Here is a 23,990-nt window from a genome sequence, read left to right on the forward strand (position 1 = left end):
GCGATTTTTAGCACGGTCGTTCGATCAGCCCTGTCCGGGGTGTGACAAGCCCAGTTGTTCGCACAGTTTTTCCAGGGTGGCGCGCAGCGTGGCCACCTCGGCCTCCAGCACCTCGACCCGGGCCTGCAGCGCCGGGCTGGCGGCCGGCGCCGTGCCTGCGGCCGGGGTGCTCAGCAGGGACTCATCCACCGGTCCGCACAGCAGGTGGGCCCAGCGGGCTTCGCGCGAGCCCGGTGCACGGGGCAACTTGAGCACCAGCGGCCCACCTTTTTCGCTGGAGCGCTCCTGCAGTTCCTCCAGAAAGCCTTCGACCGAGGAAATGTCGGCAAACCGGTGCCAGCGCTCGCTGTTGATGCGCAGCTCGCCTGCGGTCTGGGGGCCGCGCAGCATCAGCAGGCCGAGCAGCACGGCGGATTGATCCGGCACTTCAAGCACGCGCTTGAAGTTGTGTTCGTAGCGCGAGGCCCGTCCGCCACTGGTTTCGAACACCAGCGACAGGTGCTTGAGTTCATCAAGCGCCTCCTGGGCTTCGGCATCGCTGAGCTGCATCAGGGGTTCTCGGCTGGTCTTCTGGTTGCAGCCCGAGACCACGGCATTGAGGGTCAGAGGGTAGCTGTCGGGCACGGTGCGCGCCTTTTCCATCAAGGTGCCCAGGACGCGGGCTTCGGTGGGGCTGAGGGGGCGAAGAGGCATGGTGGGGGTCCTGAAACAGAGTTCGGTGCAGCGGCCAGGGCGACAGGGCCGGGCCTGCTGGTGGCATGCCGGATTTTGCCTGCAGCGGGCGGGGCGCGGGTCGAACGGCCGTCGCCTGGTTCGCTCTGGGATAATCGCGGGCTGTTTCCAGAGGGCTCCGGCATGCCGCGGGCCCGTCCCATCCATGAAAAACATCGTGATCCTGATCTCCGGCGGCGGCTCGAACATGAAGGCGCTGGTCCGCGCCGCGCAGCGCGAGAACTGGGCGCAACGCCATGGCGCACGTGTCGTGGCCGTGATCAGCAACAAGGCCGATTCGGCCGGTTTGGCGTGGGCGCAGGCGCAGGGCCTGGCCACCGCTGTCCTGAGCCACCGCGACTTCGCGAGCCGCGAGGCCTTTGATGCGCAGCTGGCGCAAATGATCGACCAGCATGAGCCAGCACTGGTCTTGCTGGCCGGGTTCATGCGCATCCTCACGCCCGGTTTTGTGGCTCACTATGCAGGCCGCCTGATCAACATCCACCCCTCTTTGCTGCCGGCTTTCACGGGGTTGAACACGCATCAACGCGCCATCGAGGCAGGCTGTTGCTTTGCGGGTGCCACGGTGCACCGCGTGACGGCCGAACTCGATCACGGCGAAATTCTGGGCCAGGCCGTGGTGCCGGTGCTGCCCTCGGACCAGCCTGAGCAGCTGGCCGCCCGGGTCCTGAGCCAAGAGCATCAGCTGTACCCGGCCGTGGTGGCGCGGCTTCTGGCGCGTCAGGTTCAGGCCGATGCGCTGAGCTGAGGCCCGATGTCGTTCCAGCCGGGCATGCGGGCCTGGTCCTCGCACGGCGTCGGGGTGTTGTGACCGGCGCCGTTGTGGCTGCCTGTGGTGTGGGCGCCGTTGTCGGCGTTGCAGCGGGTTGCCTGCAGATTTGGGCAGCTCGATTTGCCGTCAATTCGCAGTCAATGCACAGCGTCGTTCAGGGGGCTGATTTCGAGGTTTGGCTGCCTGGGTAAAGCCAGTGTTGGGGCGGTGTATCAGCCTTGATACGAAAGGCTTTTCAAAGCTTTGAAAAGCGGGGGTAAAGAAGTTGGGCAACCGTTTCCAAGGGCTAACGGGCTGCTTACACTGCCGCCACAAAACGCCTCTTTCATCGCCTCCCCCTTTGCCTCTTTCGACGACCCATGCAACACATTTTGGTGGTGGACGATGACGCAGACATCACCACCTTGCTGGCTCAGTACCTGGGCCGTTTCGGATTCACGGTGCACACGGCTGCCGACGGTGAGTCCATGCGAGCACGCCTCAACAGCCACCCCATCGATCTGGTCGTGCTGGACCTCATGCTGCCCGGTGTGGATGGTTTGGCGCTGACGCGCGAACTGCGCGCCCGCTCCTCGCGCCTGCCCATCATCATGCTCACGGCCCGAGGCAATGCCTATGACCGCGTGCTGGGCCTGGAGATGGGGGCTGACGACTACATGAGCAAGCCCTTCGAGCCGCGAGAGCTGGTGGCGCGCATCCAGACGGTGCTGCGGCGCAGCGCTGCGGGTGCCACTTCGGTGCCCCAGGCCGTCGAGGCCGAGGTGGTGCATTTCGATGGCTGGTCGCTTTACCGCATGGAGCGCCATCTGGTGTCGCCAGAGGGGGTGGTCATCCCTTTGTCGAATGCAGAGTTCCGCTTGCTGTGTACCTTCCTGGGCATGCCCCGGCGCATCTTCAGTCGCGACCAACTCATGGAGCAGGCGCGGGGGCGCGCCATGGACGCCTTTGAGCGCAGCATCGATTTGCTGGTGTCCCGGCTGCGGCAGAAGCTGTCGGACGACCCTCGCGAACCGCGCCTGATCAAGACCGTGCGAGGGGCGGGTTACCTGCTCAACGTGCGTTCCGTGCAGGGTCACGTCGGATGGCAGCGCTGAGGCCGGCAAACCCCAAGCAAGACGCGCGAGGCCAGGGCACTGGCGCGCCGCAGGCGGTGCTGTCAGCGCCTGCCTGGCGGCGATGGTTGTACCGTCGGGTGCCGAGCACCTTGTTCGGCCGCCTGGCCTTGTTGTTGTTTGTGGCAGTGCTGGCCAGCCATGTTCTGGCACTCACGCTGATGTTCAACCTGCACGACCTCACCGGGCATGGCCCGCCGCCACCGCCGCAGGTGCTTCAGGAGGCCGCTGGCGAGCCCTCGGCGCAGGCTGGGGAGCGGCGTCCACCTCGGGCTCCGGGCGAGCCAGGCCGACGTGAGCCACCTGGCCCGCCCAGCCTCTGGGATGCCGGTTTGCTGCTGGACATCGGTGTGCGGCTGGCGGCCTTGATGGTGGCGGCCTGGGTGGGTGCGCGCTGGCTGTCCAAACCCATCGACCGACTGGCGCTGGCGGCCCGCGAACTGGGCAAGAACATCGATCGTCCGCCCTTGTCCGAAGATGGCCCGGCCGAATGCAAGGAGGCGATCCAGGTGTTCAACCAGATGCAGGCCCGCATCCGCCAGCAGCTGGAGGAGCGCGATCGTTTCGTGGCCGCGGTGTCGCACGATTTGCGCACGCCCCTGACCCGCTTGCGCCTGCGTGCAGAAACCCTGGAGAGCAGCGAGGACCGCCGGCAGTTCGGCCGCGACATCGTCGAGATGGATGAAATGATCACGGCCACGCTGGATCACCTGCGCGGGGTGGCCGACCCGGAACCCATGGTTCCGCTGGACGTGAAGGCCCTGGTGGACAGCCTGGCGGACGACCAGCAGGCCTGTGGCCACTGGGTGCCCGTGCATGGGCGCGCGGGTTTGCTGCCGGCCCAGGCCGGGGCCTTGCGCCGTTGTGTGGGCAATCTGATCGGCAATGCAATCCGCTATGGCGGTCAGACCGAGGTGTTTCTGTGGGACACGGGGGATGAGGTCGGCATCGAGGTGCGCGACCATGGCCCCGGGCTGCCCGAGGCCGAGCTGGAGCGAGTGATGGCCCCTTTCTACCGTGTGGAGGGGTCGCGCAACCGGCACCATGGCGGGGTGGGTTTGGGGCTGTCGATTGCGCGCGACATCGTGGCCCGCCACCAAGGCAGTCTGCAGTTGCGCAACGCTCAGGGCGGTGGCCTGTTGGCCATCGTGGTGTTGCCGCGCCCGCAGGCGGCCCACTGAGGCTCAGGCCGCTGCGGGGTCGGCCTCGTCGACAGGCGAAAAGCGCGGCACCGACCGGCCTCCGATGTCGACGAGTTCCAGGAACATGGCGGCGGGCCTCACCCACAGCCCCTGTTGCCCGTAGAGGGCCCGGTACAGCGTCAGGGGTTCCAGCGTCTCGCTGTGGCGCACGGTGTCGATGACCCGGTACAGGCCCCCGCGGTAGTGCCGGTAAAGCCCGGGTGGAACGCGCGGGCTGAGTTCGGGTAGATCTGAGTCGTCAGGCATGGGGTTTGTCGGCATGAAGGGGCCGGGCAGTATGCCGCAATGGCCGTGCATCCGGGCAAGCGTGGGAAAATGCAGTCTATGCACCCTAAAGCCCTGTTGGATGCCTGCGCCGAACTGGTCAGGCTCTCCCTTCTTTTCGACCACCCCGCTGACTCGGTGGTGTCCCGTTTTTTCCGTGATCACCGCAACCTCGGTCCCCGCGAACGCGCCACGCTGGCCGAGACCACCTACAACGTGCTGCGCCAGAAGTTGCGCTTCGAATACCTGGCCCGCTCCGGCTCCGGTCCGAAGGAGCGCCGGTTGGCCATTCTGGGCTTTCATGGCCCGCGCGATTTCGTCAAGAGCGCGTTGACCGATCAAGAGCGCAACTGGCTCGATGCCTGCGACGCAGTCACCGACGCTGATCTGATGGAGCCGCATCGGCACAACCTGCCCGAGTGGCTGGCGGCGCCGCTCAAGGCCCAGGTCGGCGAGGGCTTCTGGGCCCTGGCTGCCAGCATGAACCAGGGCGCACCCCTGGATTTGCGGGTGAACGCCCTGGCCGACAAGCGCGAGGCGGTGCAAAAGGAGCTCAAGACCGCCGGCATCAAGGCCGAGCCCACGCCTTATTCGCCCTGGGGCCTGCGTGTCGATGGCAAGCCGGCCCTGACCAAGCTCGATGCCTTCACCCGCGGCGCCATCGAGGTGCAGGATGAGGGCAGCCAACTGCTGGCCCTGCTGCTGGATGCCCACCGTGGCGAGATGGTGGTTGATTTCTGTGCCGGCGCCGGGGGCAAGACCCTGGCCATCGGGGCCAGCATGCGCAACACGGGGCGTCTGTATGCCTTTGACACCTCGGGCCATCGCCTGGATGCGCTCAAGCCCCGCCTGGCCCGCAGCGGGCTGTCGAATGTGCACCCCGCTGCGATTGCCCACGAGCGCGATGACCGCATCAAACGCCTGGCCGGCAAGATCGACCGCGTGCTGGTGGATGCTCCTTGCTCCGGCCTGGGGACCCTGCGCCGCAACCCTGATCTGAAATGGCGTCAAAGCCCCAAGGCGATCGAAGAGCTGGTGGTGAAGCAGACGGCGATCCTGCAAAGCGCGGCGCGCCTGCTGAAGCCGGGCGGCCGTCTGGTCTATGCCACCTGCAGCATCCTGCCCCAGGAGAACGAGGCCATTGCCGAGGCCTTTTCGGCGGCCAACCCCGACTTCCTGCCACTGGATGCCGCGCCCACGCTGACCCAGCTGAAGGTGCCGCAGGCCGAATTGCTGTGCACCGGTGAGGGCGGGCGTTATCTGCGCCTGTGGCCGCACCTGCATGCCACCGACGGCTTCTTTGCCGCCGCCTGGACGAAAAAGCCCTGAGGCGGGGCGGGGCCGGCCGGCCCCGTCAAGGCGGGATAGCAGGGCAATCCATAAGGTTAAAAAAACCGTGTATAGCCTTTGAACGATTAAAATTCGTGCTAGCTGCGTCCTGCAGCTTTGTTGTTTGGGGAGCAGTCCCCATGAATTCCTTCATCGAGGACAAGGTTCATACATGTTTTTACCGGATTGGGCTGTGCTGAATGCGGCCATCGACTGGCTGGGTCACGGCCTTTGGGATCTGACCTGGTGGCAGGTCGTGCTGTACACATTGGTGACCACCCACCTGACCATCTGCGGCGTGACCATCTTCCTGCACCGTTCGCAAGCCCACCGCGCGCTGGATCTGCACCCCATTCCCCAGCATTTCTTCCGCTTCTGGCTGTGGATCGGCACCGGCATGGTGACCAAGCAGTGGGTTGCCATCCACCGCAAGCACCACGCCAAGTGCGAAACCCCGGAAGACCCGCACAGCCCGCAGACCCGCGGCATTGAGACCGTGTTCTGGCAAGGAGCCGAGCTGTACCGAGCCGAAGCCAAGAACACCGAAACCATCGCCCGTTTTGGCCACGGCACACCGGACGACTGGATCGAGCGCAACCTGTATACGCGTTTCAGCTGGCAGGGCGTGGGGCTGATGCTGATCCTGAACCTGGCCATGTTTGGCGCTTTGGGCGCCACCGTGTGGGCTGTTCAGATGCTTTGGATCCCGATCACTGCGGCAGGCATCATCAATGGCATCGGCCACTACTGGGGTTACCGCAACTTCGAGGCGCCAGACGCCAGCACCAACATCTCGCCGATCGGGATCATCATTGGTGGCGAAGAACTGCACAACAACCACCACACCTACCCGACCTCGGCCAAATTCGCGGTCAAGCCCTATGAGTTCGATATTGGCTGGGTCTACATCAGCCTGATGTCCAAGATTGGATGGGCCAAGGTCAAGAAGACGCCGCCCAAGCTGCAACTCGGCGACATCCGTCCGGTGGCCGACGAAAAGACGCTGGAGGCCTTGATCGCCAACCGCTACGAGGTCATGGCTGGTTACGCTCGCGGCGTTCGCCAGGAGCTGGCGGCGCTCAAGGTCAAGCAAGGTGATGCCCGTCTGCTGGATGCCGCCCGCCGCTGGCTGCACCGTGATGCCGAAAAGGTGCCTGCTGCAGCCCAGCCCGAGCTCGCACAGGCACGTGCTGCCTACCCGGCGCTCGACAAAATGGTGGTGATGCGCGAAGAACTGCGCCAGCTGTGGCTCAACACCTCGCAGTCGCGCGAACAACTGACACGCGATCTGCAGGCCTGGTGCCGCCGTGCCGAAGAGAGCGGCATTGCCGCCCTGCGCGATTTTTCGATCAGGTTGCGCGCCGCCCAGGCCTGATCGCTGTCAGCCAGTTCGTCAAGAGCCGCCCCCAGGTCATCAGGCCGGGGCGGCTTTTTTGTGGCCGGATCGGGTTGGCGGCGACTGCTTGGTGCGCCTCATTTTCGGCAGCCATGTGCCACCGGCCGCGGCAGGCGGAGGCCCCGAGGTTGTGCAGGCTGACCCAGCCTGTGCCTGGGCAGCGCCAGCCTTGAGCGGCCTGTAGCTGAAGTGGCTGACCCCGGTCGGGTTGGCCTGGGTACAGCAGGATTTGCAGCGGCCCGTTCAGTCCTCGCAATTCGCTGCCTTCAGTCACCCACATCAGGCGCTGGCCTGAAGGTTCGAGCGACAGGGTGTGCTGAGACGAGGGCGCACGCGTTGGAGGTCGGGCTGCAAGGGAAGGGGGGGTGTCGTTCTTCATGCCTTCAGCGTAGGGCGCCGACGTCTCGCCCAACAGGCACAGCAGGGCGAAGCTGGAGGCGCATCAGATCTGAAAAATCAGGGCTGTTACGGTAGCAACGATGGCTTTCTGTATCTGTTGTGCTCTGGTGCCTTGGGGCATCATGGTCACCTCATGTCCGATTTACAGACCCGCCGGCTCGCCGAGCCCTTTCCGCTTTATCGGCAGGTGGCCGATCACTACCACCAGGCGATCCGGCAAGGGGTTCTGGGCGCCGGCACCCGCATGCCCTCCGTTCGCGAGCTGATGCAGCGCCATGACGTGAGCTTGAGCACCGCTTTGCAGGCCTTGCGCACGCTGGAGTCCCTGGGCTGTGTGCAGGCGCGGCCTCGGGTCGGGTATTTTGTGTGCGAAGGCCCTCAGGCTGTGCTCGGTGAGTGCTCTGAGCCCGACCTGAAAGTGCCGCTGCACCGTCTGGATGGCGCTGAATTTGCGGGCATCAATGAACGCATTTCGCTGTGGCTTGAAAAGAGCCGCCTGGCCCAGGTGCGCATCGATCTGGGCTCGGCGATGCCGGCGCCCGAATTGTTTGATGGCGCGGCCTTGAATCGCATCGGCGCTGCCTTGTTGCGGGAGCAGCCTGAGATCCTCGTGCAGGGGCATTCGCGGCCTGGAACGCATCCGATCTTCCAGGCGGCGATGGCCCGGCGTGCCCTGGAGTCGGGTGTGCATGTGGCGCCCCACGAGGTGATGTCGACGCTGGGTAACTCCGAGGCGGTGAATCTGGCCCTCAGCGCGGTGGCTGAGCGGGGCGATGTGATTGCCGTGGAGTCGCCTACTTTCTATGGCCTGCTGCAGGCGGTGGAGGCGCAGAACCTGCGGGCCATCGAGATTCCCAGCAGTGCCCGCACCGGCTTGTCGCTGGAGGCCCTGGAGTTGGCCGTGCAACAGGAGCCGCGGCTCAAGGCGGTGGTGGCGGTGCCTCATTTGCAGATGCCACACGGGGCGGTGATGCCGGACGATCACAAGGCGCGCCTGGTCGCCTTCTGTGAGCAGCACCGTCTGGCGCTGATCGAGGACGACATTTACCGTGAATTGGTCGATGCCCAGGGCATTTCACGACCGCTCAAGGCCTGGGATCGGACGGGTCAGGTGATCTACTGCGTGTCGTTCAACAAGACCCTGGCGCCGGGCTTGCGTCAGGGCTGGATGAATGGGGGGCGCTGGCACACCCGGGTCCAGATGCTCAAGTTTGCCAAGACCCGCAACATGCAGGTCTGGGCGCAATTGCTGGCGGCGCGCTGTGTGGAGTCAGCGGCCTTTTCGCGGCACCTGAGCCGCTTGCGTGCTCACCTGGGCCGGCAACGTGAGCGCAGCGTTCAGGCCGTGGCACGTCATTTCCCGGTCGGTACGCGCCTAAATGTGCCACCGGGTGGCCTGAGCCTGTGGATCGAGTTGCCTTTGGGGGTTTCTTCATCCCTGTTGTTCGAGCGTGCGCTGGCCTGTGGCATTCGTGTGGCGCCAGGGCCGATGTTCTCCAACACCGGTCGCTATGAGCGATTTGTGCGCCTGAGTTGCGGCCTGCCCTTCACGCCCGAGGTCGAGGCGGCCTATGTCACGCTGGGCCAGTTGGCCAAGGCCATGATCGCGGAGGATCCGCTGGGCCTGTCGGCCGCCTGAGTCCGGACGACTCGGGCCCGGGGGGCTGAGTCCTGATGGCGCAGGCAACAAAAAAGCCACCGGGCCGGGGCCGGGTGGCTTCGAGGGAAAGGGCTGAATTACTTCAGCTTGATTTCCTTGTAGTCGACGTGCTTGCGAGCTTTCGGATCAAATTTCTTGATCAGCATCTTCTCGGGCGTGGTCTTCTTGTTCTTGGTGGTGGTGTAGAAGTGGCCGGTACCCGCAGTGGATTCCAGCTTGATCTTTTCGCGTCCGCCTTTGGCTGCCATGGTGATTCTCCTTAAGCCTGGCCACGTGCGCGCAGATCTGCGAGCACAGAGTCGATACCGTTCTTGTCGATCAGACGCAGAGCGGCGCTGGAAACACGCAGGCGAACCCAACGGTTTTCAGTTTCAACCCAGAAACGGCGGTATTGCAGGTTCGGCAGGAACCGGCGCTTGGTTTTGTTGTTGGCGTGGGAAACGTTGTTCCCGACCATCGGGCCCTTGCCCGTGACTTCACATTTGCGTGCCATGTGGACACTCCTAAGACTGTTAACGGCCTGAGCCGCACCTCGCCACCCGGGCCGGTCAAGGCACTTGCCAACGTGTTTCGGGACAGGCCCGAGGCACCCGGCAGGGTGGCGGTGGAGGTAATTTGCAAATTGGGTGCAGCCTGAGACCGCGCCTTTTCAGCAAAGCTAAAGATTATAGCCTGGGGCCGGATCTGCCTACAAGCGGTTTGCAGGCAGCGGTCAGTGGTACTGCGTCAGCCCCGTCGTTTTCAGGCCTGACCGTCCTGCTCCAGGAAGCGCTGGGCGTCCAGCGCGGCCATGCAGCCCGTGCCGGCGCTGGTGATGGCCTGGCGATAGATGTGGTCTTGCACATCGCCGGCGGCGAACACGCCCGGCACGCTGGTCATGGTGGCAAAGCCCTGCAGACCCGAGCGGGTGACGATGTAGCCGTCCTTGGTGTCGATCTGGCCCTGGAAGATCTCGGTGTTGGGCTGGTGGCCGATGGCGATGAAGCAGCCGGTCAGTGCGATGTCTTCGGTGCTGCCGTCTTCGGTGCTTTTCAGCCGCACGCCGGTCACGCCCGAGGCATCGCCCAGCACTTCTTCCAAGGTGCGGAACAGCTTGAGTTCGATCTTGCCCGCCGCCACTTTTTCAGCCACCTTGTCCACCAGGATGGGTTCGGCCTTGAACTTGTCGCGGCGGTGGATCAGGGTCACCTTGCGCGCGATGTTCGACAGATAAAGGGCTTCTTCGACCGCGGTGTTGCCGCCGCCGACCACGCACACATCCTGGTCACGGTAAAAGAAGCCGTCACAGGTGGCGCAGCCTGACACGCCGCGGCCCATGAAGCTTTGCTCCGAGGGCAGGCCCAGGTATTTGGCCGAGGCGCCGGTGGCGATGATCAAGGCGTCGCAGGTGTACTGGCCGCTGTCGCCGCTCAGGGTGAAGGGGCGCTTGGACAGGTCCACCGAGTTGATGTGGTCAAAGACGATTTCGGTCTTGAAACGCTCGGCGTGCTCCAGAAAACGCTGCATCAGCTCGGGGCCTTGCACGCCATTGACATCGGCTGGCCAGTTATCGACCTCGGTGGTGGTCATGAGCTGGCCGCCCTGGGCCATGCCGGTGACCAGCACCGGGTTCAGGTTGGCGCGCGCCGCATAGACTGCAGCGGTGTAGCCGGCAGGGCCGGAGCCGAGGATGAGAACTTTGGCGTGTTTGGTGTTAGACATGGTAAAAGCCTGATGAAATAGCGACCGTGGGGTCCCTGTATATGGGGGCGCTGCAGAAGTATCAACTGGTGCCGCCGGATCGGTGGCCCTGTGTTTTCAATGATCGCGATTGTAAGAATCTAATCCAGATTCAGGCCCCGGGTGGGTTTACAAGCCCCTGTTAACCTCAGCATCCGGTGATGACGCCGGGTGTGCCAAGGAGATTTCACGACATGACGACCATGGTGTCCAACCTTGAACTGCTGCGGCGTGTGCCCTTGTTCGCTTTGCTGACAGCGGCCCAGGCCGAGCTCATTTCGCGGGTGGTGGTCAAGCGGCGCTTCAAGCGCGGCGAGGCCTTGGTGGAGCAGGGCAGCAAATCGGATGCGCTCTACATTTTGCTCAATGGCCGTGTTCGCGTGCTGACCACTGACAAGCGGGGGCGTGAAGTGATTCTGGCCACCTTGCGCACGGGTGATCACCTGGGTGAAATGAGCCTGATCGACAACCAGACCCATTCGGCCACCGTGCGGGCCGAGATCCAGACCGATGTGCTGACTTTGGGGCGGGCCGAGTTCCTGCGTTGCCTGCAGGACAACAGCAGCGTGGCCTATGCCGTGATGAAGCGCCTGGTGCAGCGTTTGCGCCAGGCGGATCAGAAGATCGAATCGCTGGCCCTGATGGACGTGTACGGCCGGGTGGCCCGGGCCTTGATGGAGCACGCCAGCGAGGGCCCTGAAGGGGTGCTGGTGATCCGTGACAAGCTGTCGCGCCAAGACATTGCGAAGATGGTGGGCGCCTCGCGCGAGATGGTCAGCCGGGTCATGAAAGACCTGGAGGAGCGTGGCTTTGTGCAGACCGACGAGGCCGGCTGCATGACGGTCAAGGACCGGCTGCTGCAGCTGACCTGAACACCGCCGGCTCCAGCGCCGCGACACGCTTGCGCTGCGCTAAGCTTGGCGCCCTTGACTGCCTATGACCTATTCCCTTCACACCCTGAATTCCTCCGCCCCGGCCCGTGACCGCGACGCTCCGGTGCGCTATGGGGTCAGCCGTTTCACCCACGAGATCGGCCTGATCGTCTGGGCGGCCCTGCTGGTGCTGTGGCTTCTGGCCTTGCTCACCTACCATGCGCAAGACCCGGCCTGGTCGACCACGGGGGGCGGCCTGAAGGTGCTGAACTGGAGTGGGCGCCTGGGGGCCTGGCTGGCCGATGTCAGCTATTTCATGCTGGGCTTTTCCGTCTGGTGGGGTGTCGCTGCGGCCGTGCGGGCCTGGCTGGCCAGCCTGGCGCGCTGGATGCGTGCAGACGAGACCGGGCAGCCCGGGTCGCGCTGGCCTTTCTGGTTGGGCCTGGTGTTGCTGGTGCTGGCCAGCACGGCGCTGGAATGGACCCGGCTGTACCGCTTCGAGGGGCATCTGCCGGGCCACGCCGGGGGCGTGCTGGGCTACCTCACGGGCCCCCTGCTGATGAAGTGGCTGGGCTTCACCGGGTCGGCGCTGCTGACCCTGACCGTGGGCCTGATCGGCAGCGCACTGGTGTTCCGTTTCTCCTGGGGCCATGCGGCCGAGCGCCTGGGTGCGGCGCTGGATTCGCTGGTGCAGTCGCGCCGCAAGAAGAGCGAGATCGCCGAAGACCTGGCGGTGGGCAAGCGTGCTGCGCGCGAACGCGAGGAGGTGGTGCACGAAGAGCGCATCGAAATCCGTGAACACCACCCGAAGCCGGTGCAGATCATCGAGCCGGTGATGCTGGACGTGCCCAAAAGCGAGCGCGTGGTCAAGGAGCGACAAAAGCCCCTGTTCACCGACATGCCCGACAGCAAGTTGCCGCAGGTCGATCTGCTGGACGGTGCACTGTTGCGGCAGGAGACGGTCTCGCCTGAAACCCTGGAGATGACCAGCCGCCTCATCGAGAAAAAGCTGAAGGACTTTGGCGTCGAGGTGCGCGTGGTGCTGGCTTCGCCGGGCCCGGTCATCACCCGCTACGAGATTGAACCCGCCACGGGCGTGAAGGGCTCGCAGGTGGTGAACCTGGCCAAGGACCTGGCCCGTTCGCTGAGTCTGGTGTCGATCCGGGTGATCGAGACCATTCCGGGCAAGAACTACATGGCGCTGGAGTTGCCCAACGCCAAGCGCCAGACCATCAAGCTCAGTGAGATCCTGGGCTCGCAGATCTACCACGAGGCCAAATCGCTGCTCACCATGGGCCTGGGCAAGGACATCATCGGCAACCCGGTGGTGGCCGATCTGGCCAAGATGCCCCACGTGCTGGTGGCCGGTACCACGGGCTCGGGCAAGTCGGTGGGGATCAACGCCATGATCCTGTCGCTGCTGTACAAGGCCGAGGCCCGTGATGTGCGCCTGCTGATGATCGACCCCAAGATGCTGGAAATGTCGGTCTACGAGGGCATTCCCCATCTGCTGGCCCCCGTGGTCACCGACATGAAGCAGGCCGCCAACGGCCTGACCTGGTGCGTGGCCGAGATGGAGCGCCGCTACAAGCTGATGAGCAAGCTGGGGGTGCGTAACCTGGCCGGCTACAACACCAAGATCGACGAGGCCAAGGCGCGGGAAGAGTTCATCTACAACCCCTTCAGCCTGACCCCCGAGAGCCCGGAGCCCCTGCAGCGCCTGCCCCACATCGTGGTCGTGATCGACGAGCTGGCCGACCTGATGATGGTGGTGGGCAAGAAGATCGAAGAGCTGATTGCCCGCCTGGCCCAGAAGGCCCGTGCGGCCGGCATCCACCTGATCCTGGCCACCCAGCGCCCCAGCGTGGATGTGATCACCGGCCTGATCAAGGCCAACATCCCGACCCGAATCGCCTTCCAGGTGAGCAGCAAGATCGACAGCCGCACCATCCTGGACCAGATGGGGGCCGAAGCCCTGCTGGGCATGGGCGACATGCTCTACATGCCCAGTGGCACCGGCTTCCCCGTCCGGGTGCACGGTGCGTTTGTCAGCGATGAAGAGGTGCACCGCGTGGTCAGCTACCTGAAAAGCCAGGGCGAGCCCGACTACATCGACGGCGTGCTCGAAGGCGGCACCGTGGACGGTGACGACGGCCCGGGCGGCGAGGGCGGGGGTGAGGGCGGCGAGAAAGACCCGATGTACGACCAGGCCGTTGAAGTGGTGCTCAAGGATCGCAAGGCCAGTATCTCGTATGTGCAGCGCAAGCTGCGCATCGGCTACAACCGGTCGGCCCGCCTGCTCGAAGACATGGAAAAAGCCGGCCTGGTGAGTGCCCTCACCACCAGCGGCCAGCGCGAGGTGCTGGTGCCCGCACGCAACGAATGAGAGTGAGCCCATGAAGATCCGAAACCCTCTGGCAGCCCTGGGATTGGGCTTGATCCTGGCCGGGCCCGCCCTGGCCGGCGGCCTGGATGCGCTCGAAGCCTTTGTCAAAGGCACCCGCAGTGGCAAGGCCGACTTCACCCAGGTGGTGACGGCGCCGGCGCGTGAGGGGCAGGTGGCGCGCAGCAAGAGCTCCAGCGGCGTGTTCGAGTTCCTGCGCCCGTCGCGCTTCCGGTTCGACTACCGCAAGCCGTTTGAGCAGCAGTTGGTCGCCGATGGCCAGACCGTGTGGCTTTATGACGTGGACCTGAACCAGGTCACTGCGCGCAAACAGTCGCAGGTGTTGGGTTCGACCCCGGCGGCCCTGCTGGCCTCGGCACCCGATCTCAAGTCGCTGGAGGCTGAATTCAAGCTCACGGCCTTGCCCGAGCAGGATGGGCAGCAGTGGGTGCAGGCCCTGCCCAAGTCGCGTGACGGCCAGATCCAGAGCGTGAAGATCGGCTTCAAGGGCGAGCAACTGGCCACCCTGGACATCGTGGACAGCTTTGGCCAGCGATCGGTGCTGAGCTTCACCGGTTTTCAGGCCAACCCCAGCCTGCCGGCCGATGCCTTTCAGTTCAAAGCCCCTAAGGGCGCCGATGTCGTGCAGCAGTAGCCGCGGCTGAAAACAGGTGTTCATCAGGCGGTCTTTACCATCCGTTTGTCAACGCCTGCGTGTCGCTCGTCGTTGCGTGTTCATCGCTTGACGACTGCCTGGCCACCCGGCCGGTGCGGGCGGCAGGCGGTCCACCAGGAAACCGATCATGGATCTGATGCGTCGCCACCTGCTCGGCGGATCTGCCGCCGGCGCCTGCCTGGGCTTGGCGGGCTGCGCTGCCGTTCCGGCGTCCGACAGTGGCCCGCGTGATCCGCAGGCTGACAGCCCGGTGGCCCAGGTGCGCTGGCTCAACCGCCTCAGCTGGGGCGCCACCCCTGAGGCGGCACGGCAGCTGGCGGGTCTGGGCCTGTCGCGCTGGCTGGCCCAGCAGCTCAAGCCGCAGCCCGGTGCGCCGCTGCCGCCCGAAGCCCAGGCCCAGATTGACGCCATGACCATCACCCGCGAGCCCTTGGTGGCCCGCGTGGTGGCCCTGGAGGCGCAGCGGCGCGCGGCCGATGCCCTGAAGGATGACGAGGCCAAGAAGGCCGCCCAGCAGGCCTATCAACAAGAGCTGAACCGCCAGGGGCGCGAATCGGCCCAGCGTTTCATGCTGCGCGCTCTCTATTCACCCCAGCAGGTGCAGGAGCAGATGGTCTGGTTCTGGATGAACCATTTCAGCCTGCACCTCTACAAAGGCAATCTGCGCGCCCTGATCCCGGACTTCGAGGAGCAGGCCGTGCGCCCGCATGCGCTGGGGCGCTTTCGTGAGCTGCTGGGGGCCACGGTGTACCACCCGGCCATGCTGCGCTACCTGGACAACGAGCACAACGCGGCAGGCCGCCTCAACGAGAACTACGCCCGCGAGCTGATGGAGCTGCACACCCTGGGCGTCGGCGGGGGCTACACCCAGCAGGACGTGCAGGCCCTGGCGCGGGTGCTGAGCGGCCTGGGCGTGGTCAACCCGCCCGATGCACCCCCTCCGCAGTTGCCACCGGCCCTTCAAGGGCAGTACGTGCGACGGGGGCTGTTCGAGTTCAACCCGCGCCGCCACGACGACAGTCCGCAGACCCTGTTGGGCCAAGCCTTGCCGGGGCGGGGGCTGGCCCGCGTGGAGGTGGCACTCGACCGGCTGGCCAGGCACCCGTCCACGGCGCGCTTTGTGGCCCGCAAGTTGATTCTCTTCTGGGTGTCGGATACGCCGGCACCCGGGCTCGTGGACAAAGTGGCGGCGGCCTTTTTGCGCAGCGACGGCAACATGGCGGCGACGCTGAACGCCTTGTTTGCCAGCCCGGAGTTCGCGGCTTCATTGGGCACCTTGTTCCGCGACCCGGTGCACTACGTGCTGGCCGCCGTGCGCCTGGCCTATGACGGGCGCGTCATCCTCAACCCCAACCCGGTGCTGAACTGGATCAACCGCCTGGGCGAGCCCCTGTACGGCCGCAGCACGCCAGACGGCTACCCGCTGGAGGCGGCGGCCTGGTCCAGCGCGGGCCAGATGAGCACCCGCTTCGAGGTGGCCCGGGCCATCGGCTCGGGGCCGGCCGGCCTGTTCAAGACCGAGGCCACGCCCCCGGTTGAGAAGCCCGCCTTCCCCCAGTTGTCAAACGCGCTGTACCACCAGGGCCTGGCGCCCAATCTGAGCCCGCGCACCCGGCAGGCCCTGGACCAGGCCACCTCGCCGCAGGAGTGGAACACCTTCTTGCTGTCGTCCCCTGAATTCATGAACCGCTGACCCGAAAGCGAGGCCCTCATGCAACGCCGACACCTTCTTCAGCATTTGGGCGCCGCCAGCCTGGCACCCCTGGCCCTGCACGGCGGCCACAGCTGGGCCGCGCCGGGGGCGGGGGGCAGCAAGTTTCTGCTGGTGTTTCTGCGCGGGGGCTACGACGCGGCCAATCTGCTGGTGCCCACGGCCAACACCTTTTACGAGGAGTCACGGCCCAACATCGCCATCGCCCGGCCCGGTCGCCCACAAGGGGCCTTGCCGCTGGATGCGCAATGGGGCTTGCACCCGGCCCTGGCCAGCAGTGTGCTGCCGCTGTACCAGCGTGGGCAGGCGGCCTTCATCCCGTTTTGTGGCACCGATGACCTCACGCGCAGCCACTTTGAAACCCAGGACAGCATCGAGCTGGGGCAGGGCGTGGGCGAGCGGCGCGATTTTCGATCCGGTTTCCTGAACCGGCTGTGCGCCGAGTTGGGCGGGGCCGAGGGCCTGGGCATTGCCTTCACCGAGCAGTTGCCCATGGCCTTGCGCGGCCCGGTGCCCGTGGCCAATGTGGCCCTGTCCTCGGTGGGCAAGGCGGGGGTGGACGAACGCCAGGCCCGCATCATCGAGGCCATGTACGGCGGCGGCACCCTGGCCACCCCGGTGCGGGAAGGCTTTCAGGTGCAGGCCGAGGCGCGCCAAAGCCTGCAGGCCGAAATGGAAAGCGCCAACCGGCGGGCCATGTCGGCCCGCGGCTTCGAGCAGGTGGCGCGGCGCTTGGCCTATCTGCTGCAGTCGGGGCACGACATCGGCTTTGTCGATGTGGGCGGCTGGGACACCCATGTCGCACAAGGGGGGGCCACCGGTGCGCTGGCCAGCCGCTTCGACGAACTGGGGCAGGGCCTGGCCGCGCTGGCCGAAGGCCTGGGCGAGGACTGGGGCCGCACCACCGTGGTCGTGATCAGCGAGTTTGGCCGTACCTTCCGCGAAAACGGCAACCGTGGCACCGACCACGGCCATGGCTCGGTGCTGTGGGTGCTGGGCGGTGGCCTGCGTGGCGGGCGGGTGCTGGGCGAGCAGGTGGCCATCAGCCCGTCCACCCTGTTCCAGAACCGGGATTTTCCGGTGCTCAACGATTACCGCAGCGTCCTTGCCGGTTTGCTGGGGCGCCAGTACGGCTTGGGGCCCCAGGCGCTGCAGCGGGTCTTTCCGGGCGCTGCGGTGCGTGACCTCGGGCTGGTTTAGGGGCGATCGGCCAGCACGCGCTGCAAAAAGCCGGCCACGGCGTCGTGTGCGGCCGGCCAGTTCAGCAAGGTGTGCGGTGCGTTGGGGATCAGCAGCACGCTGGCCCGGGGGTTGTCCTTCAGGGCAGCGGAGCAGTGGCCCAGGGCATCGGCGTTGCCCAGCCAGGGGTTGCTGCGCGAGAAATACGGATCGGTGCTGCTGATCAGGTTGAGCACCGGCTGGCCCGGTGCAAAGGCGTTGCGCGGGGCCTGAACAAAGTAGTTGGCCTCGCAACTCCAGGAAAACACCATGCGTGCCGCCACCCCGTCACCGGCGTAGCGGGCCACCGCCACGGCACCTTCGCTGGTGCCGGCCAGCACGATGCGGCGGGTGTCTGCCCAGGGCTGAGTCTGCAAGGCGGCCAGTGCCGGTGCGATTTCAGAGCCTCGCAGCGCATGGATGCGCTCATAGTCCTGGGCTGAAATCGGCGACTGGTAGGTGACCCGCTCGGGCAGGGCGAATGAGTCCGGCGCCATGCTGGCAATGCCCTGGTCCGCCAGCCATTGTTGCCAGGTGCCGATGGCGCTCAAGCCCAGGCCCGACGAGCCGTGCAGGAACAACACCACCGGCACGGCTTGCCCCTGGGTGGCCGGGCGGGCGCTGAAGGCCCCGGTGTAACGGGCGCCACCCGTGGCGCGCTCGGGCAGTACCAGGGCCGCCCGTGCCACGCTGGCGGCCAGCGTGGCAGGGGTGTGTTGCCAGGCCTGGCCCTCGATGCGACCGGCCGGCGGGGTCTGGGCCAGGGTGTGGGCGCCGAGGAGCAGGCTCAGCCCCAGCAGGGCGATGCGCCCTCTGGGGCGGGCCGCGATTCGAGCCATGGGCATGGGAAGCACCTCTTTGTTCAAATTTGTTCAGGTGCTCCAGTGTCGCGTGCAGGCCGCGCTGCGGCCATCCGTGAAAACCGTGCCCGGGTGCATGGACAATCGAGGCATGAACACGCCTCGCCCCGCCTCCATGCCCCACTTTGCCTCGTACCTGCCCCTGGACGGGCGGTTGCGCCTGCAGCCGCGGGCCAGGGGGGCGAAGCAGCCACATCGGCTGGGGGCTTGCACCTTGCTGCGGGTGGGGGAGGTCGGTCGCGCACACCCGCCCCGGTCGTCCAAACAGTGCCCGAGGGTGCGAGGACTCGGCCTGGGGCGTTCTCTGGGTTCAACGGGGGTGATGCATGGCTGATTTGTTCGCTCAAGAGCCTTCGGCCCCCCTGGCTGAAGCACTTCGCCCCAAGACTTTGGACGAGGTGGTCGGGCAGTCGCATTTGCTGGGCGAGGGCAAGCCTCTGAGGCTGGCGTTTCAGTCGGGCAAACCCCACTCCATGATCTTCTGGGGGCCGCCAGGCGTCGGCAAAACCACCCTGGCACGCCTCACGGCCTCCGCCTTCAAGTGCGAGTTCATTGCCCTGTCGGCGGTGTTCTCGGGGGTCAAAGACATCCGGGCTGCGATGGAGCAGGCCCAGCAAAACCTGTCCATGGGCAAGCACACGATCCTGTTCGTGGACGAAATCCACCGATTCAACAAATCTCAGCAAGACGCTCTTTTGCCCTATGCAGAAAGCGGCTTGGTCACCTTCATCGGTGCCACCACGGAGAACCCTTCCTTTGAAGTGAACTCGGCGCTGTTGTCGCGGGCGCAGGTCTATGTTCTCAAATCGCTGACCGATGACGAACTGAAGCTGCTGCTGGCACGTGCCCAAGAACTCGCCCTGGGCCATCTGGTCTTCGACGACCTGGCGCGGGACACGATCATTGGCTATGCAGACGGCGACGCGAGGCGTTTCTTGAACCTGCTCGAACAGACGAGCACTGCCGCCAAGGCTTCTGGCATCACGGCCATCACAGCCGACTTCTTGCAGAACGCCCTGACCTTGAACAGCCGTCGCTTCGACAAGGGCGGTGACAATTTCTACGACCAGATTTCAGCCTTGCACAAGTCGGTGCGGGGCTCCCACCCTGACGCCGCCCTTTACTGGCTGACCCGCATGTTGGATGGGGGGGCGGATGCCCGGTATCTGGCGCGGCGCATTGTCCGCATGGCTTGGGAAGACATCGGCTTGGCCGACCCCAGGGCCATGCAGATTGCCAACGATGCGGCCCTGACCTATGAACGCCTGGGCAGTCCGGAAGGGGAACTGGCCCTGGGCCAAGCGGTCATCTACCTGGCTGTGGCCGCCAAGAGCAACGCGGGCTACAAGGCCTACAACGAGGCCAAGGCCTTCGTGAAGCAGGACAAGAGCCGTGAGGTTCCGGTGCACCTTCGCAATGCGCCCACCAAGCTCATGAAGGAATTGGGCTACGGGCACGAATACCGCTATGCCCATGACGAGCCCAACGCCTATGCAGCGGGTGAAACCTACCTGCCTGAGGGCATCGAGGAACCCGCCTGGTACCAGCCCGTGCCGCGTGGGCTGGAGCTCAAGATTGGCGAGAAACTGGCCCATTTGCGGGCGCTGGACGACGCCGCACGTCGCGGCTGAGTTTTTTTTCATCCCGAATTTCTGAGGTTCGGCGCATTGGCGGTGAGCATTTCTGGTCATGGATGCACTGCTGTGGTGCGTTCTGGATTGAAATCAGCGTTGACGTGGCCCGCACCGCTTCATCGGCTTGGCGAGCCGTCGTTGCTATTGAACTTGTAGCGATGATTTATGATGCCAAGCCATCTTGCGCCACGATGGGTGGGTTCTCGGTTGACGCTGTCAGCCGTTTTCACATCGGGTCTTGTCAGCAGATGCATGAATGAACAGCGTTTTTCATCAGTTTTTGTGATGCCCAAATAGGCCTGCTGATGCAGGTCAAAACACGGGTAAACCCCGGTCAGTCAATAACTTTTTCATTCTGTACCGTTGGCTACAATCCCGCCCACCAACCCGCATCCGATTTTTCTGGCGGGTTTTTTGCTAGGTGGAAGACGGCTTTGTTGTGCCCCGGCGATCCGCCCGGGGATCGGCACGGCATCTGACTCAACGGAGAAACTTTATGGAAATATTGCTGCAGCAGATCATCAACGGTCTGGTACTCGGCAGCATGTATGCCTTGGTGGCCTTGGGCTACACCATGGTGTACGGCATCATCAACCTGATCAACTTCGCCCACGGCGAGGTGCTGATGGTCGGGGCACTCACCAGTTGGACCATCATCGGGTTCATGAAGGACGCAATGCCTTCAGCGCCCGGTTGGCTGATCCTGCTGATCGCGGTGATCATCGCCTGCGTGGTCTCGGCAACGCTGAATTTCGTGATCGAAAAAGTGGCTTACCGGCCGCTGCGCAACAGCCCCAAGCTGGCGCCGCTGATCACGGCCATCGGCATGTCGATCCTGCTGCAGACCCTGGCCATGATCATCTGGAAGCCCAACTACAAACCCTATCCCTCGCTGCTGCCTTCGGCACCGATCGAAGTGGGTGGCGCGGTGATCACGCCCACCCAGATCCTGATCCTGGGTGTGACGGCGGTGTCTCTGGCGTCGCTGATGTGGCTGGTCAACTACACCAAGCTGGGGCGTGCCATGCGTGCCACGGCTGAGAACCCCCGCGTGGCTGCCCTGATGGGCGTGAAGCCCGACATGGTCATCTCGGCCACCTTCATCATCGGGGCCGTGCTGGCCGCCATTGCCGGCGTGATGTACGCCGCCAACTACGGCACCGTTCAGCACACCATGGGCTTCCTGCCCGGCCTCAAGGCCTTCACGGCCGCTGTGTTCGGCGGCATCGGCAACCTGGCGGGTGCCGTGGTGGGCGCCATCCTGCTGGGCCTGATCGAGTCGATCGGCTCGGGCTACATCGGCGCGCTGACCGGCGGTCTGCTGGGCAGCAATTACACCGACATCTTCGCCTTCGTGGTGCTCATCATCGTGTTGACCCTGCGTCCGTCCGGCTTGCTGGGTGAACGTGTGGCCGACCGCGCCTGATCGGGGGAATCAACATGAACCAAGACAACAAGACCCTCAAGTACGTGGCCGCCGGCGCGGCCCTGCTGTTGCTGCCTTTGCTGCTGCAGTTCTTTGGCAACGCCTGGGTGCGCATTGCCGACCTGGCCCTGCTGTACGTGATGCTGGCCCTGGGCCTGAACATCGTGGTCGGCTATGCCGGCCTGCTGGACCTGGGCTACGTGGCGTTCTATGCCGTGGGCGCGTACATGTTCGGCCTGCTGGCTTCGCCCCAGCTGACCGACAACTTTGCGGCCATCGCCGCCATGTTCCCGGGAGGCTTGCACACACCGTGGTGGGCCATCATCCCGCTGGGTGCGGTGATCGCAGCCTTCTTTGGCGCCTTGCTGGGGGCCCCGACGCTGAAACTGCGCGGTGACTACCTCGCGATCGTGACCCTGGGCTTCGGTGAGATCGTGCGGATCTTCATGAACAACCTGGACCACCCGATCAACATCACCAACGGCCCCAAGGGCCTGGGCCAGATCGATTCGATCAGTTTCTTCGGTCTGGACCTGGCCAAGCGCCTGTCCATCGGCGACTACGACATCAACTCGGTCACGCTGTACTACTACCTGTTCCTGGCGTTGGTGATCTTCACCGTGATCATCTGCTACCGCCTGCAGGACTCGCGCATCGGTCGTGCCTGGATGGCCATCCGTGAAGACGAAATTGCCGCCAAGGCCATGGGCATCAACACCCGCAACATGAAGTTGCTGGCCTTCGGCATGGGCGCCAGCTTCGGCGGTGTCGCCGGTGCCATGTTCGGTGCCTTCCAGGGCTTTGTGTCGCCGGAATCCTTCAGCTTGATGGAGTCGGTGATGATTGTGGCCATGGTGGTGCTGGGTGGCATTGGCCACATCCCTGGCGTGATTCTGGGCGCTGTGCTGCTGTCGGCCCTGCCCGAGGTGTTGCGCTACGTGGCCGGCCCCTTGCAGGCCATGACCGACGGCCGTCTGGATTCGGCCATCCTGCGCCAGCTGCTGATTGCGCTGGCCATGATCATCGTGATGCTGTTGCGTCCGCGTGGCCTGTGGCCCGCGCCCGAACACGGCAAGTCGCTGCAGCAAGTTCGTTAAGGAGAGACACCCATGGCAGAAACCGTACTCAAGGTGTCCGGCATTTCCAAACGTTTCGGTGGCCTGCAGGCCCTGAGCGATGTGGGCATCACCATCGAACGTGGCCAGGTCTATGGCCTGATCGGCCCCAACGGCGCCGGCAAGACCACGTTCTTCAACGTCATCACCGGGCTGTACACGCCCGACACTGGCAACTTCGAGCTGGCCGGCAAGCCCTACCAGCCCACGGCCGTGCATGAAGTGGCCAAGGCGGGCATTGCCCGCACCTTCCAGAACATCCGTTTGTTCTCCGAAATGACCGCGCTCGAGAACGTGATGGTGGGTCGCCACATCCGCACCGGCTCGGGGCTGCTGGGGGCGGTGTTCCGCACCTCGGGCTTCAAGGCCGAAGAGGCTGCGATTGCCAAGCGCGCTCAAGAACTGCTCGATTACGTGGGCATCGGCAAGTACGCCGATTTCAAGGCCCGCACGCTGTCCTATGGTGACCAGCGTCGCCTGGAGATCGCCCGTGCCCTGGCCACCGATCCGCAGCTGATCGCTCTGGACGAACCGGCCGCCGGCATGAACGCCACCGAGAAGGTGCAACTGCGCGAGCTGATCGACCAGATTCGGCGCGACAACCGCACCATTTTGCTGATCGAACACGACGTGAAGCTGGTCATGGGCCTGTGCGACCGCGTCACGGTGCTGGACTACGGCAAGCAGATTGCCGAAGGCCTGCCCGCGGACGTGCAGAAGAACGAAAAGGTGATCGAGGCTTACCTCGGCGCCGGTGGCCATTGAGTGAGAAAGACAAACCCATGACAGCGAAAACGCTTTTGAAAGTGGCTGGCCTGAAGGTGTCCTACGGGGGCATCCAGGCGGTCAAGGGCGTGGACTTCGAGGTTCACGAGGGCGAGCTGGTCTCGCTGATCGGCTCCAACGGTGCGGGCAAGACCACCACCATGAAGGCCATCACAGGCGGTCTGGCGGCCAACGCCGGCGACATCTACTACCTGGGCAAGCCCATCAAGGGGCAGGGCGCCTGGGACCTGGTCAAGCAAGGCCTGGTGATGGTGCCCGAGGGCCGCGGCGTGTTCACCCGCATGACCATCACCGAAAACCTGCAGATGGGCGCCTTCATCCGCAACGACAAGGCCGGCGTGCTGGCGGATATCGACAAGATGTTCGCCCTGTTCCCCCGCCTCAAGGAGCGCCGCGACCAGTTGGCCGGCACCATGTCGGGTGGCGAGCAGCAGATGCTGGCCATGGCCCGGGCCCTGATGTGCCAGCCCAAGGTGCTGTTGCTGGACGAGCCCTCGATGGGCCTGTCGCCCATCATGGTCGACAAGATCTTCGAGGTGGTGCGTGATGTGTCGGCCCAGGGCGTGACCATCGTGCTGGTCGAGCAGAACGCCAGCCGTGCGCTGGCCATCGCCAGCCGTGGCTATGTGATGGAGTCGGGCCTGATCACCATGACCGGCAAGGGCAAGGACCTGCTGAGCGACCCCAAGGTGCGCGCCGCCTATCTGGGCGAGTAAGCCACAGC

Annotated in this window: 22 protein-coding genes; 16 read left to right on the forward strand and 6 right to left on the reverse strand. The window is 64.9% G+C overall.

Annotated elements, in window-relative coordinates; all coding sequences use genetic code 11:
• Positions 1–24: 24 nt before the first annotated feature.
• A complete protein-coding gene (locus AC07VS_RS15415) occupies positions 25–693 on the reverse strand; it encodes a YceH family protein (RefSeq protein WP_494656926.1) in 669 nt (222 codons plus the stop codon).
• Positions 694–877: 184 nt separating this feature from the next.
• Between AC07VS_RS15415 and purN the strand changes: the two genes are divergently transcribed.
• From purN to AC07VS_RS15430, 3 genes are all read left to right on the forward strand, one after another.
• Complete coding sequence (purN, locus tag AC07VS_RS15420; protein WP_492347934.1) at positions 878–1,480, forward strand: phosphoribosylglycinamide formyltransferase; 603 nt, start codon at positions 878–880, stop codon at positions 1,478–1,480.
• A gap of 383 nt (positions 1,481–1,863) precedes the next feature.
• A complete protein-coding gene (locus tag AC07VS_RS15425; protein ID WP_492347936.1) occupies positions 1,864–2,598 on the forward strand; it encodes a response regulator in 735 nt (244 codons plus the stop codon).
• 98 nt (positions 2,599–2,696) lie between these two features.
• The gene (locus AC07VS_RS15430) at positions 2,697–3,797 is read left to right on the forward strand and encodes an ATP-binding protein (RefSeq protein ID WP_494751386.1); all 1,101 of its coding nucleotides are present in this window, start codon (positions 2,697–2,699) and stop codon (positions 3,795–3,797) included.
• 3 nt (positions 3,798–3,800) lie between these two features.
• On the opposite strand, the gene AC07VS_RS15435 is transcribed toward AC07VS_RS15430, so the two are convergent.
• Positions 3,801–4,064 carry a DUF1653 domain-containing protein gene (locus tag AC07VS_RS15435; protein ID WP_492347938.1) on the reverse strand — a complete coding sequence of 88 codons (264 nt, stop codon included), beginning with the start codon at positions 4,062–4,064 and terminating at the stop codon, positions 3,801–3,803.
• A gap of 78 nt (positions 4,065–4,142) precedes the next feature.
• On the opposite strand from AC07VS_RS15435, the gene AC07VS_RS15440 reads away from it, so the two are divergent.
• The 3 genes from AC07VS_RS15440 to AC07VS_RS15450 all read left to right on the forward strand — a co-directional run bounded on the left by AC07VS_RS15440 (position 4,143) and on the right by AC07VS_RS15450 (position 8,845).
• Entirely contained in the window at positions 4,143–5,411 is a 1,269-nt protein-coding gene (locus tag AC07VS_RS15440) for an RsmB/NOP family class I SAM-dependent RNA methyltransferase (protein ID WP_492347939.1), read from the forward strand.
• Between the two features lie 172 nt (positions 5,412–5,583).
• On the forward strand, positions 5,584–6,786 hold the full coding sequence (locus tag AC07VS_RS15445) for a DesA family fatty acid desaturase (protein ID WP_492347940.1): 1,203 nt from the start codon (positions 5,584–5,586) through the stop codon (positions 6,784–6,786).
• Positions 6,787–7,339: 553 nt separating this feature from the next.
• Positions 7,340–8,845 carry an aminotransferase-like domain-containing protein gene (locus AC07VS_RS15450; RefSeq protein WP_494751387.1) on the forward strand — a complete coding sequence of 502 codons (1,506 nt, stop codon included), beginning with the start codon at positions 7,340–7,342 and terminating at the stop codon, positions 8,843–8,845.
• 98 nt (positions 8,846–8,943) lie between these two features.
• On the opposite strand, the gene rpmG is transcribed toward AC07VS_RS15450, so the two are convergent.
• The 3 genes from rpmG to trxB all read right to left on the reverse strand — a co-directional run bounded on the left by rpmG (position 8,944) and on the right by trxB (position 10,567).
• Positions 8,944–9,114, reverse strand: coding sequence for a 50S ribosomal protein L33 (gene rpmG, locus AC07VS_RS15455; protein WP_019574658.1), 171 nt, complete (start codon positions 9,112–9,114; stop codon positions 8,944–8,946).
• An 11-nt stretch (positions 9,115–9,125) separates the two neighbouring features.
• Positions 9,126–9,359: a 50S ribosomal protein L28 gene (gene rpmB, locus AC07VS_RS15460; RefSeq protein WP_019574657.1), complete on the reverse strand. Its 234-nt coding sequence runs from the start codon at positions 9,357–9,359 to the stop codon at positions 9,126–9,128.
• Between the two features lie 248 nt (positions 9,360–9,607).
• The gene (gene trxB / locus AC07VS_RS15465; protein WP_027478048.1) at positions 9,608–10,567 is read right to left on the reverse strand and encodes a thioredoxin-disulfide reductase; all 960 of its coding nucleotides are present in this window, start codon (positions 10,565–10,567) and stop codon (positions 9,608–9,610) included.
• Between the two features lie 212 nt (positions 10,568–10,779).
• Between trxB and AC07VS_RS15470 the strand changes: the two genes are divergently transcribed.
• The 5 genes from AC07VS_RS15470 (at position 10,780) to AC07VS_RS15490 (ending at position 17,427) form a co-directional block, all read left to right on the forward strand.
• The gene (locus tag AC07VS_RS15470) at positions 10,780–11,457 is read left to right on the forward strand and encodes a Crp/Fnr family transcriptional regulator (protein ID WP_492347942.1); all 678 of its coding nucleotides are present in this window, start codon (positions 10,780–10,782) and stop codon (positions 11,455–11,457) included.
• A 64-nt stretch (positions 11,458–11,521) separates the two neighbouring features.
• Entirely contained in the window at positions 11,522–13,843 is a 2,322-nt protein-coding gene (locus AC07VS_RS15475; protein ID WP_494656923.1) for a DNA translocase FtsK, read from the forward strand.
• 10 nt (positions 13,844–13,853) lie between these two features.
• A complete protein-coding gene (gene lolA, locus AC07VS_RS15480; RefSeq protein ID WP_494656922.1) occupies positions 13,854–14,495 on the forward strand; it encodes an outer membrane lipoprotein periplasmic chaperone LolA in 642 nt (213 codons plus the stop codon).
• A 148-nt stretch (positions 14,496–14,643) separates the two neighbouring features.
• Positions 14,644–16,209: a DUF1800 domain-containing protein gene (locus AC07VS_RS15485; protein ID WP_494751388.1), complete on the forward strand. Its 1,566-nt coding sequence runs from the start codon at positions 14,644–14,646 to the stop codon at positions 16,207–16,209.
• Positions 16,210–16,227: 18 nt separating this feature from the next.
• A complete protein-coding gene (locus tag AC07VS_RS15490) occupies positions 16,228–17,427 on the forward strand; it encodes a DUF1501 domain-containing protein (RefSeq protein WP_494656920.1) in 1,200 nt (399 codons plus the stop codon).
• Here AC07VS_RS15490 and AC07VS_RS15495 read toward each other — a convergent pair.
• Entirely contained in the window at positions 17,424–18,290 is an 867-nt protein-coding gene (locus tag AC07VS_RS15495) for a dienelactone hydrolase family protein (RefSeq protein ID WP_494751389.1), read from the reverse strand. The two genes, AC07VS_RS15490 and AC07VS_RS15495, sit on opposite strands and share 4 nt — an antisense overlap.
• Positions 18,291–18,631: 341 nt before the next feature.
• On the opposite strand from AC07VS_RS15495, the gene AC07VS_RS15500 reads away from it, so the two are divergent.
• The 5 genes from AC07VS_RS15500 to AC07VS_RS15520 all read left to right on the forward strand — a co-directional run bounded on the left by AC07VS_RS15500 (position 18,632) and on the right by AC07VS_RS15520 (position 23,982).
• Positions 18,632–19,936: a replication-associated recombination protein A gene (locus AC07VS_RS15500; RefSeq protein WP_492347947.1), complete on the forward strand. Its 1,305-nt coding sequence runs from the start codon at positions 18,632–18,634 to the stop codon at positions 19,934–19,936.
• Between the two features lie 499 nt (positions 19,937–20,435).
• Positions 20,436–21,365: a branched-chain amino acid ABC transporter permease gene (locus tag AC07VS_RS15505; protein ID WP_492347948.1), complete on the forward strand. Its 930-nt coding sequence runs from the start codon at positions 20,436–20,438 to the stop codon at positions 21,363–21,365.
• A gap of 14 nt (positions 21,366–21,379) precedes the next feature.
• Positions 21,380–22,462: an ABC transporter permease subunit gene (locus tag AC07VS_RS15510; RefSeq protein WP_494656918.1), complete on the forward strand. Its 1,083-nt coding sequence runs from the start codon at positions 21,380–21,382 to the stop codon at positions 22,460–22,462.
• A 12-nt stretch (positions 22,463–22,474) separates the two neighbouring features.
• The gene (locus AC07VS_RS15515) at positions 22,475–23,245 is read left to right on the forward strand and encodes an ABC transporter ATP-binding protein (RefSeq protein WP_494656917.1); all 771 of its coding nucleotides are present in this window, start codon (positions 22,475–22,477) and stop codon (positions 23,243–23,245) included.
• Positions 23,246–23,262: 17 nt separating this feature from the next.
• A complete protein-coding gene (locus tag AC07VS_RS15520; protein ID WP_492347951.1) occupies positions 23,263–23,982 on the forward strand; it encodes an ABC transporter ATP-binding protein in 720 nt (239 codons plus the stop codon).
• The last annotated feature ends 8 nt before the right edge of the window (positions 23,983–23,990 follow it).

The sequence above is a fragment of the Curvibacter sp. GW821-FHT01G03 genome (assembly GCF_059422285.1).

Coding starts and splice junctions, on each gene's coding strand:
- AC07VS_RS15415 (WP_494656926.1), bottom strand. CDS start 693: ATGCCTCTTCGCCCCCTCAGCCCCACCGAAGCCCGCGTCCTGGGCACC.
- purN (WP_492347934.1), top strand. CDS start 878: ATGAAAAACATCGTGATCCTGATCTCCGGCGGCGGCTCGAACATGAAG.
- AC07VS_RS15425 (WP_492347936.1), top strand. CDS start 1,864: ATGCAACACATTTTGGTGGTGGACGATGACGCAGACATCACCACCTTG.
- AC07VS_RS15435 (WP_492347938.1), bottom strand. CDS start 4,064: ATGCCTGACGACTCAGATCTACCCGAACTCAGCCCGCGCGTTCCACCC.
- AC07VS_RS15440 (WP_492347939.1), top strand. CDS start 4,143: ATGCACCCTAAAGCCCTGTTGGATGCCTGCGCCGAACTGGTCAGGCTC.
- AC07VS_RS15445 (WP_492347940.1), top strand. CDS start 5,584: ATGTTTTTACCGGATTGGGCTGTGCTGAATGCGGCCATCGACTGGCTG.
- AC07VS_RS15450 (WP_494751387.1), top strand. CDS start 7,340: ATGTCCGATTTACAGACCCGCCGGCTCGCCGAGCCCTTTCCGCTTTAT.
- rpmG (WP_019574658.1), bottom strand. CDS start 9,114: ATGGCAGCCAAAGGCGGACGCGAAAAGATCAAGCTGGAATCCACTGCG.
- rpmB (WP_019574657.1), bottom strand. CDS start 9,359: ATGGCACGCAAATGTGAAGTCACGGGCAAGGGCCCGATGGTCGGGAAC.
- trxB (WP_027478048.1), bottom strand. CDS start 10,567: ATGTCTAACACCAAACACGCCAAAGTTCTCATCCTCGGCTCCGGCCCT.
- AC07VS_RS15470 (WP_492347942.1), top strand. CDS start 10,780: ATGACGACCATGGTGTCCAACCTTGAACTGCTGCGGCGTGTGCCCTTG.
- AC07VS_RS15475 (WP_494656923.1), top strand. CDS start 11,522: ATGACCTATTCCCTTCACACCCTGAATTCCTCCGCCCCGGCCCGTGAC.
- lolA (WP_494656922.1), top strand. CDS start 13,854: ATGAAGATCCGAAACCCTCTGGCAGCCCTGGGATTGGGCTTGATCCTG.
- AC07VS_RS15485 (WP_494751388.1), top strand. CDS start 14,644: ATGGATCTGATGCGTCGCCACCTGCTCGGCGGATCTGCCGCCGGCGCC.
- AC07VS_RS15490 (WP_494656920.1), top strand. CDS start 16,228: ATGCAACGCCGACACCTTCTTCAGCATTTGGGCGCCGCCAGCCTGGCA.
- AC07VS_RS15495 (WP_494751389.1), bottom strand. CDS start 18,290: ATGCCCATGGCTCGAATCGCGGCCCGCCCCAGAGGGCGCATCGCCCTG.
- AC07VS_RS15500 (WP_492347947.1), top strand. CDS start 18,632: ATGGCTGATTTGTTCGCTCAAGAGCCTTCGGCCCCCCTGGCTGAAGCA.
- AC07VS_RS15505 (WP_492347948.1), top strand. CDS start 20,436: ATGGAAATATTGCTGCAGCAGATCATCAACGGTCTGGTACTCGGCAGC.
- AC07VS_RS15510 (WP_494656918.1), top strand. CDS start 21,380: ATGAACCAAGACAACAAGACCCTCAAGTACGTGGCCGCCGGCGCGGCC.
- AC07VS_RS15515 (WP_494656917.1), top strand. CDS start 22,475: ATGGCAGAAACCGTACTCAAGGTGTCCGGCATTTCCAAACGTTTCGGT.
- AC07VS_RS15520 (WP_492347951.1), top strand. CDS start 23,263: ATGACAGCGAAAACGCTTTTGAAAGTGGCTGGCCTGAAGGTGTCCTAC.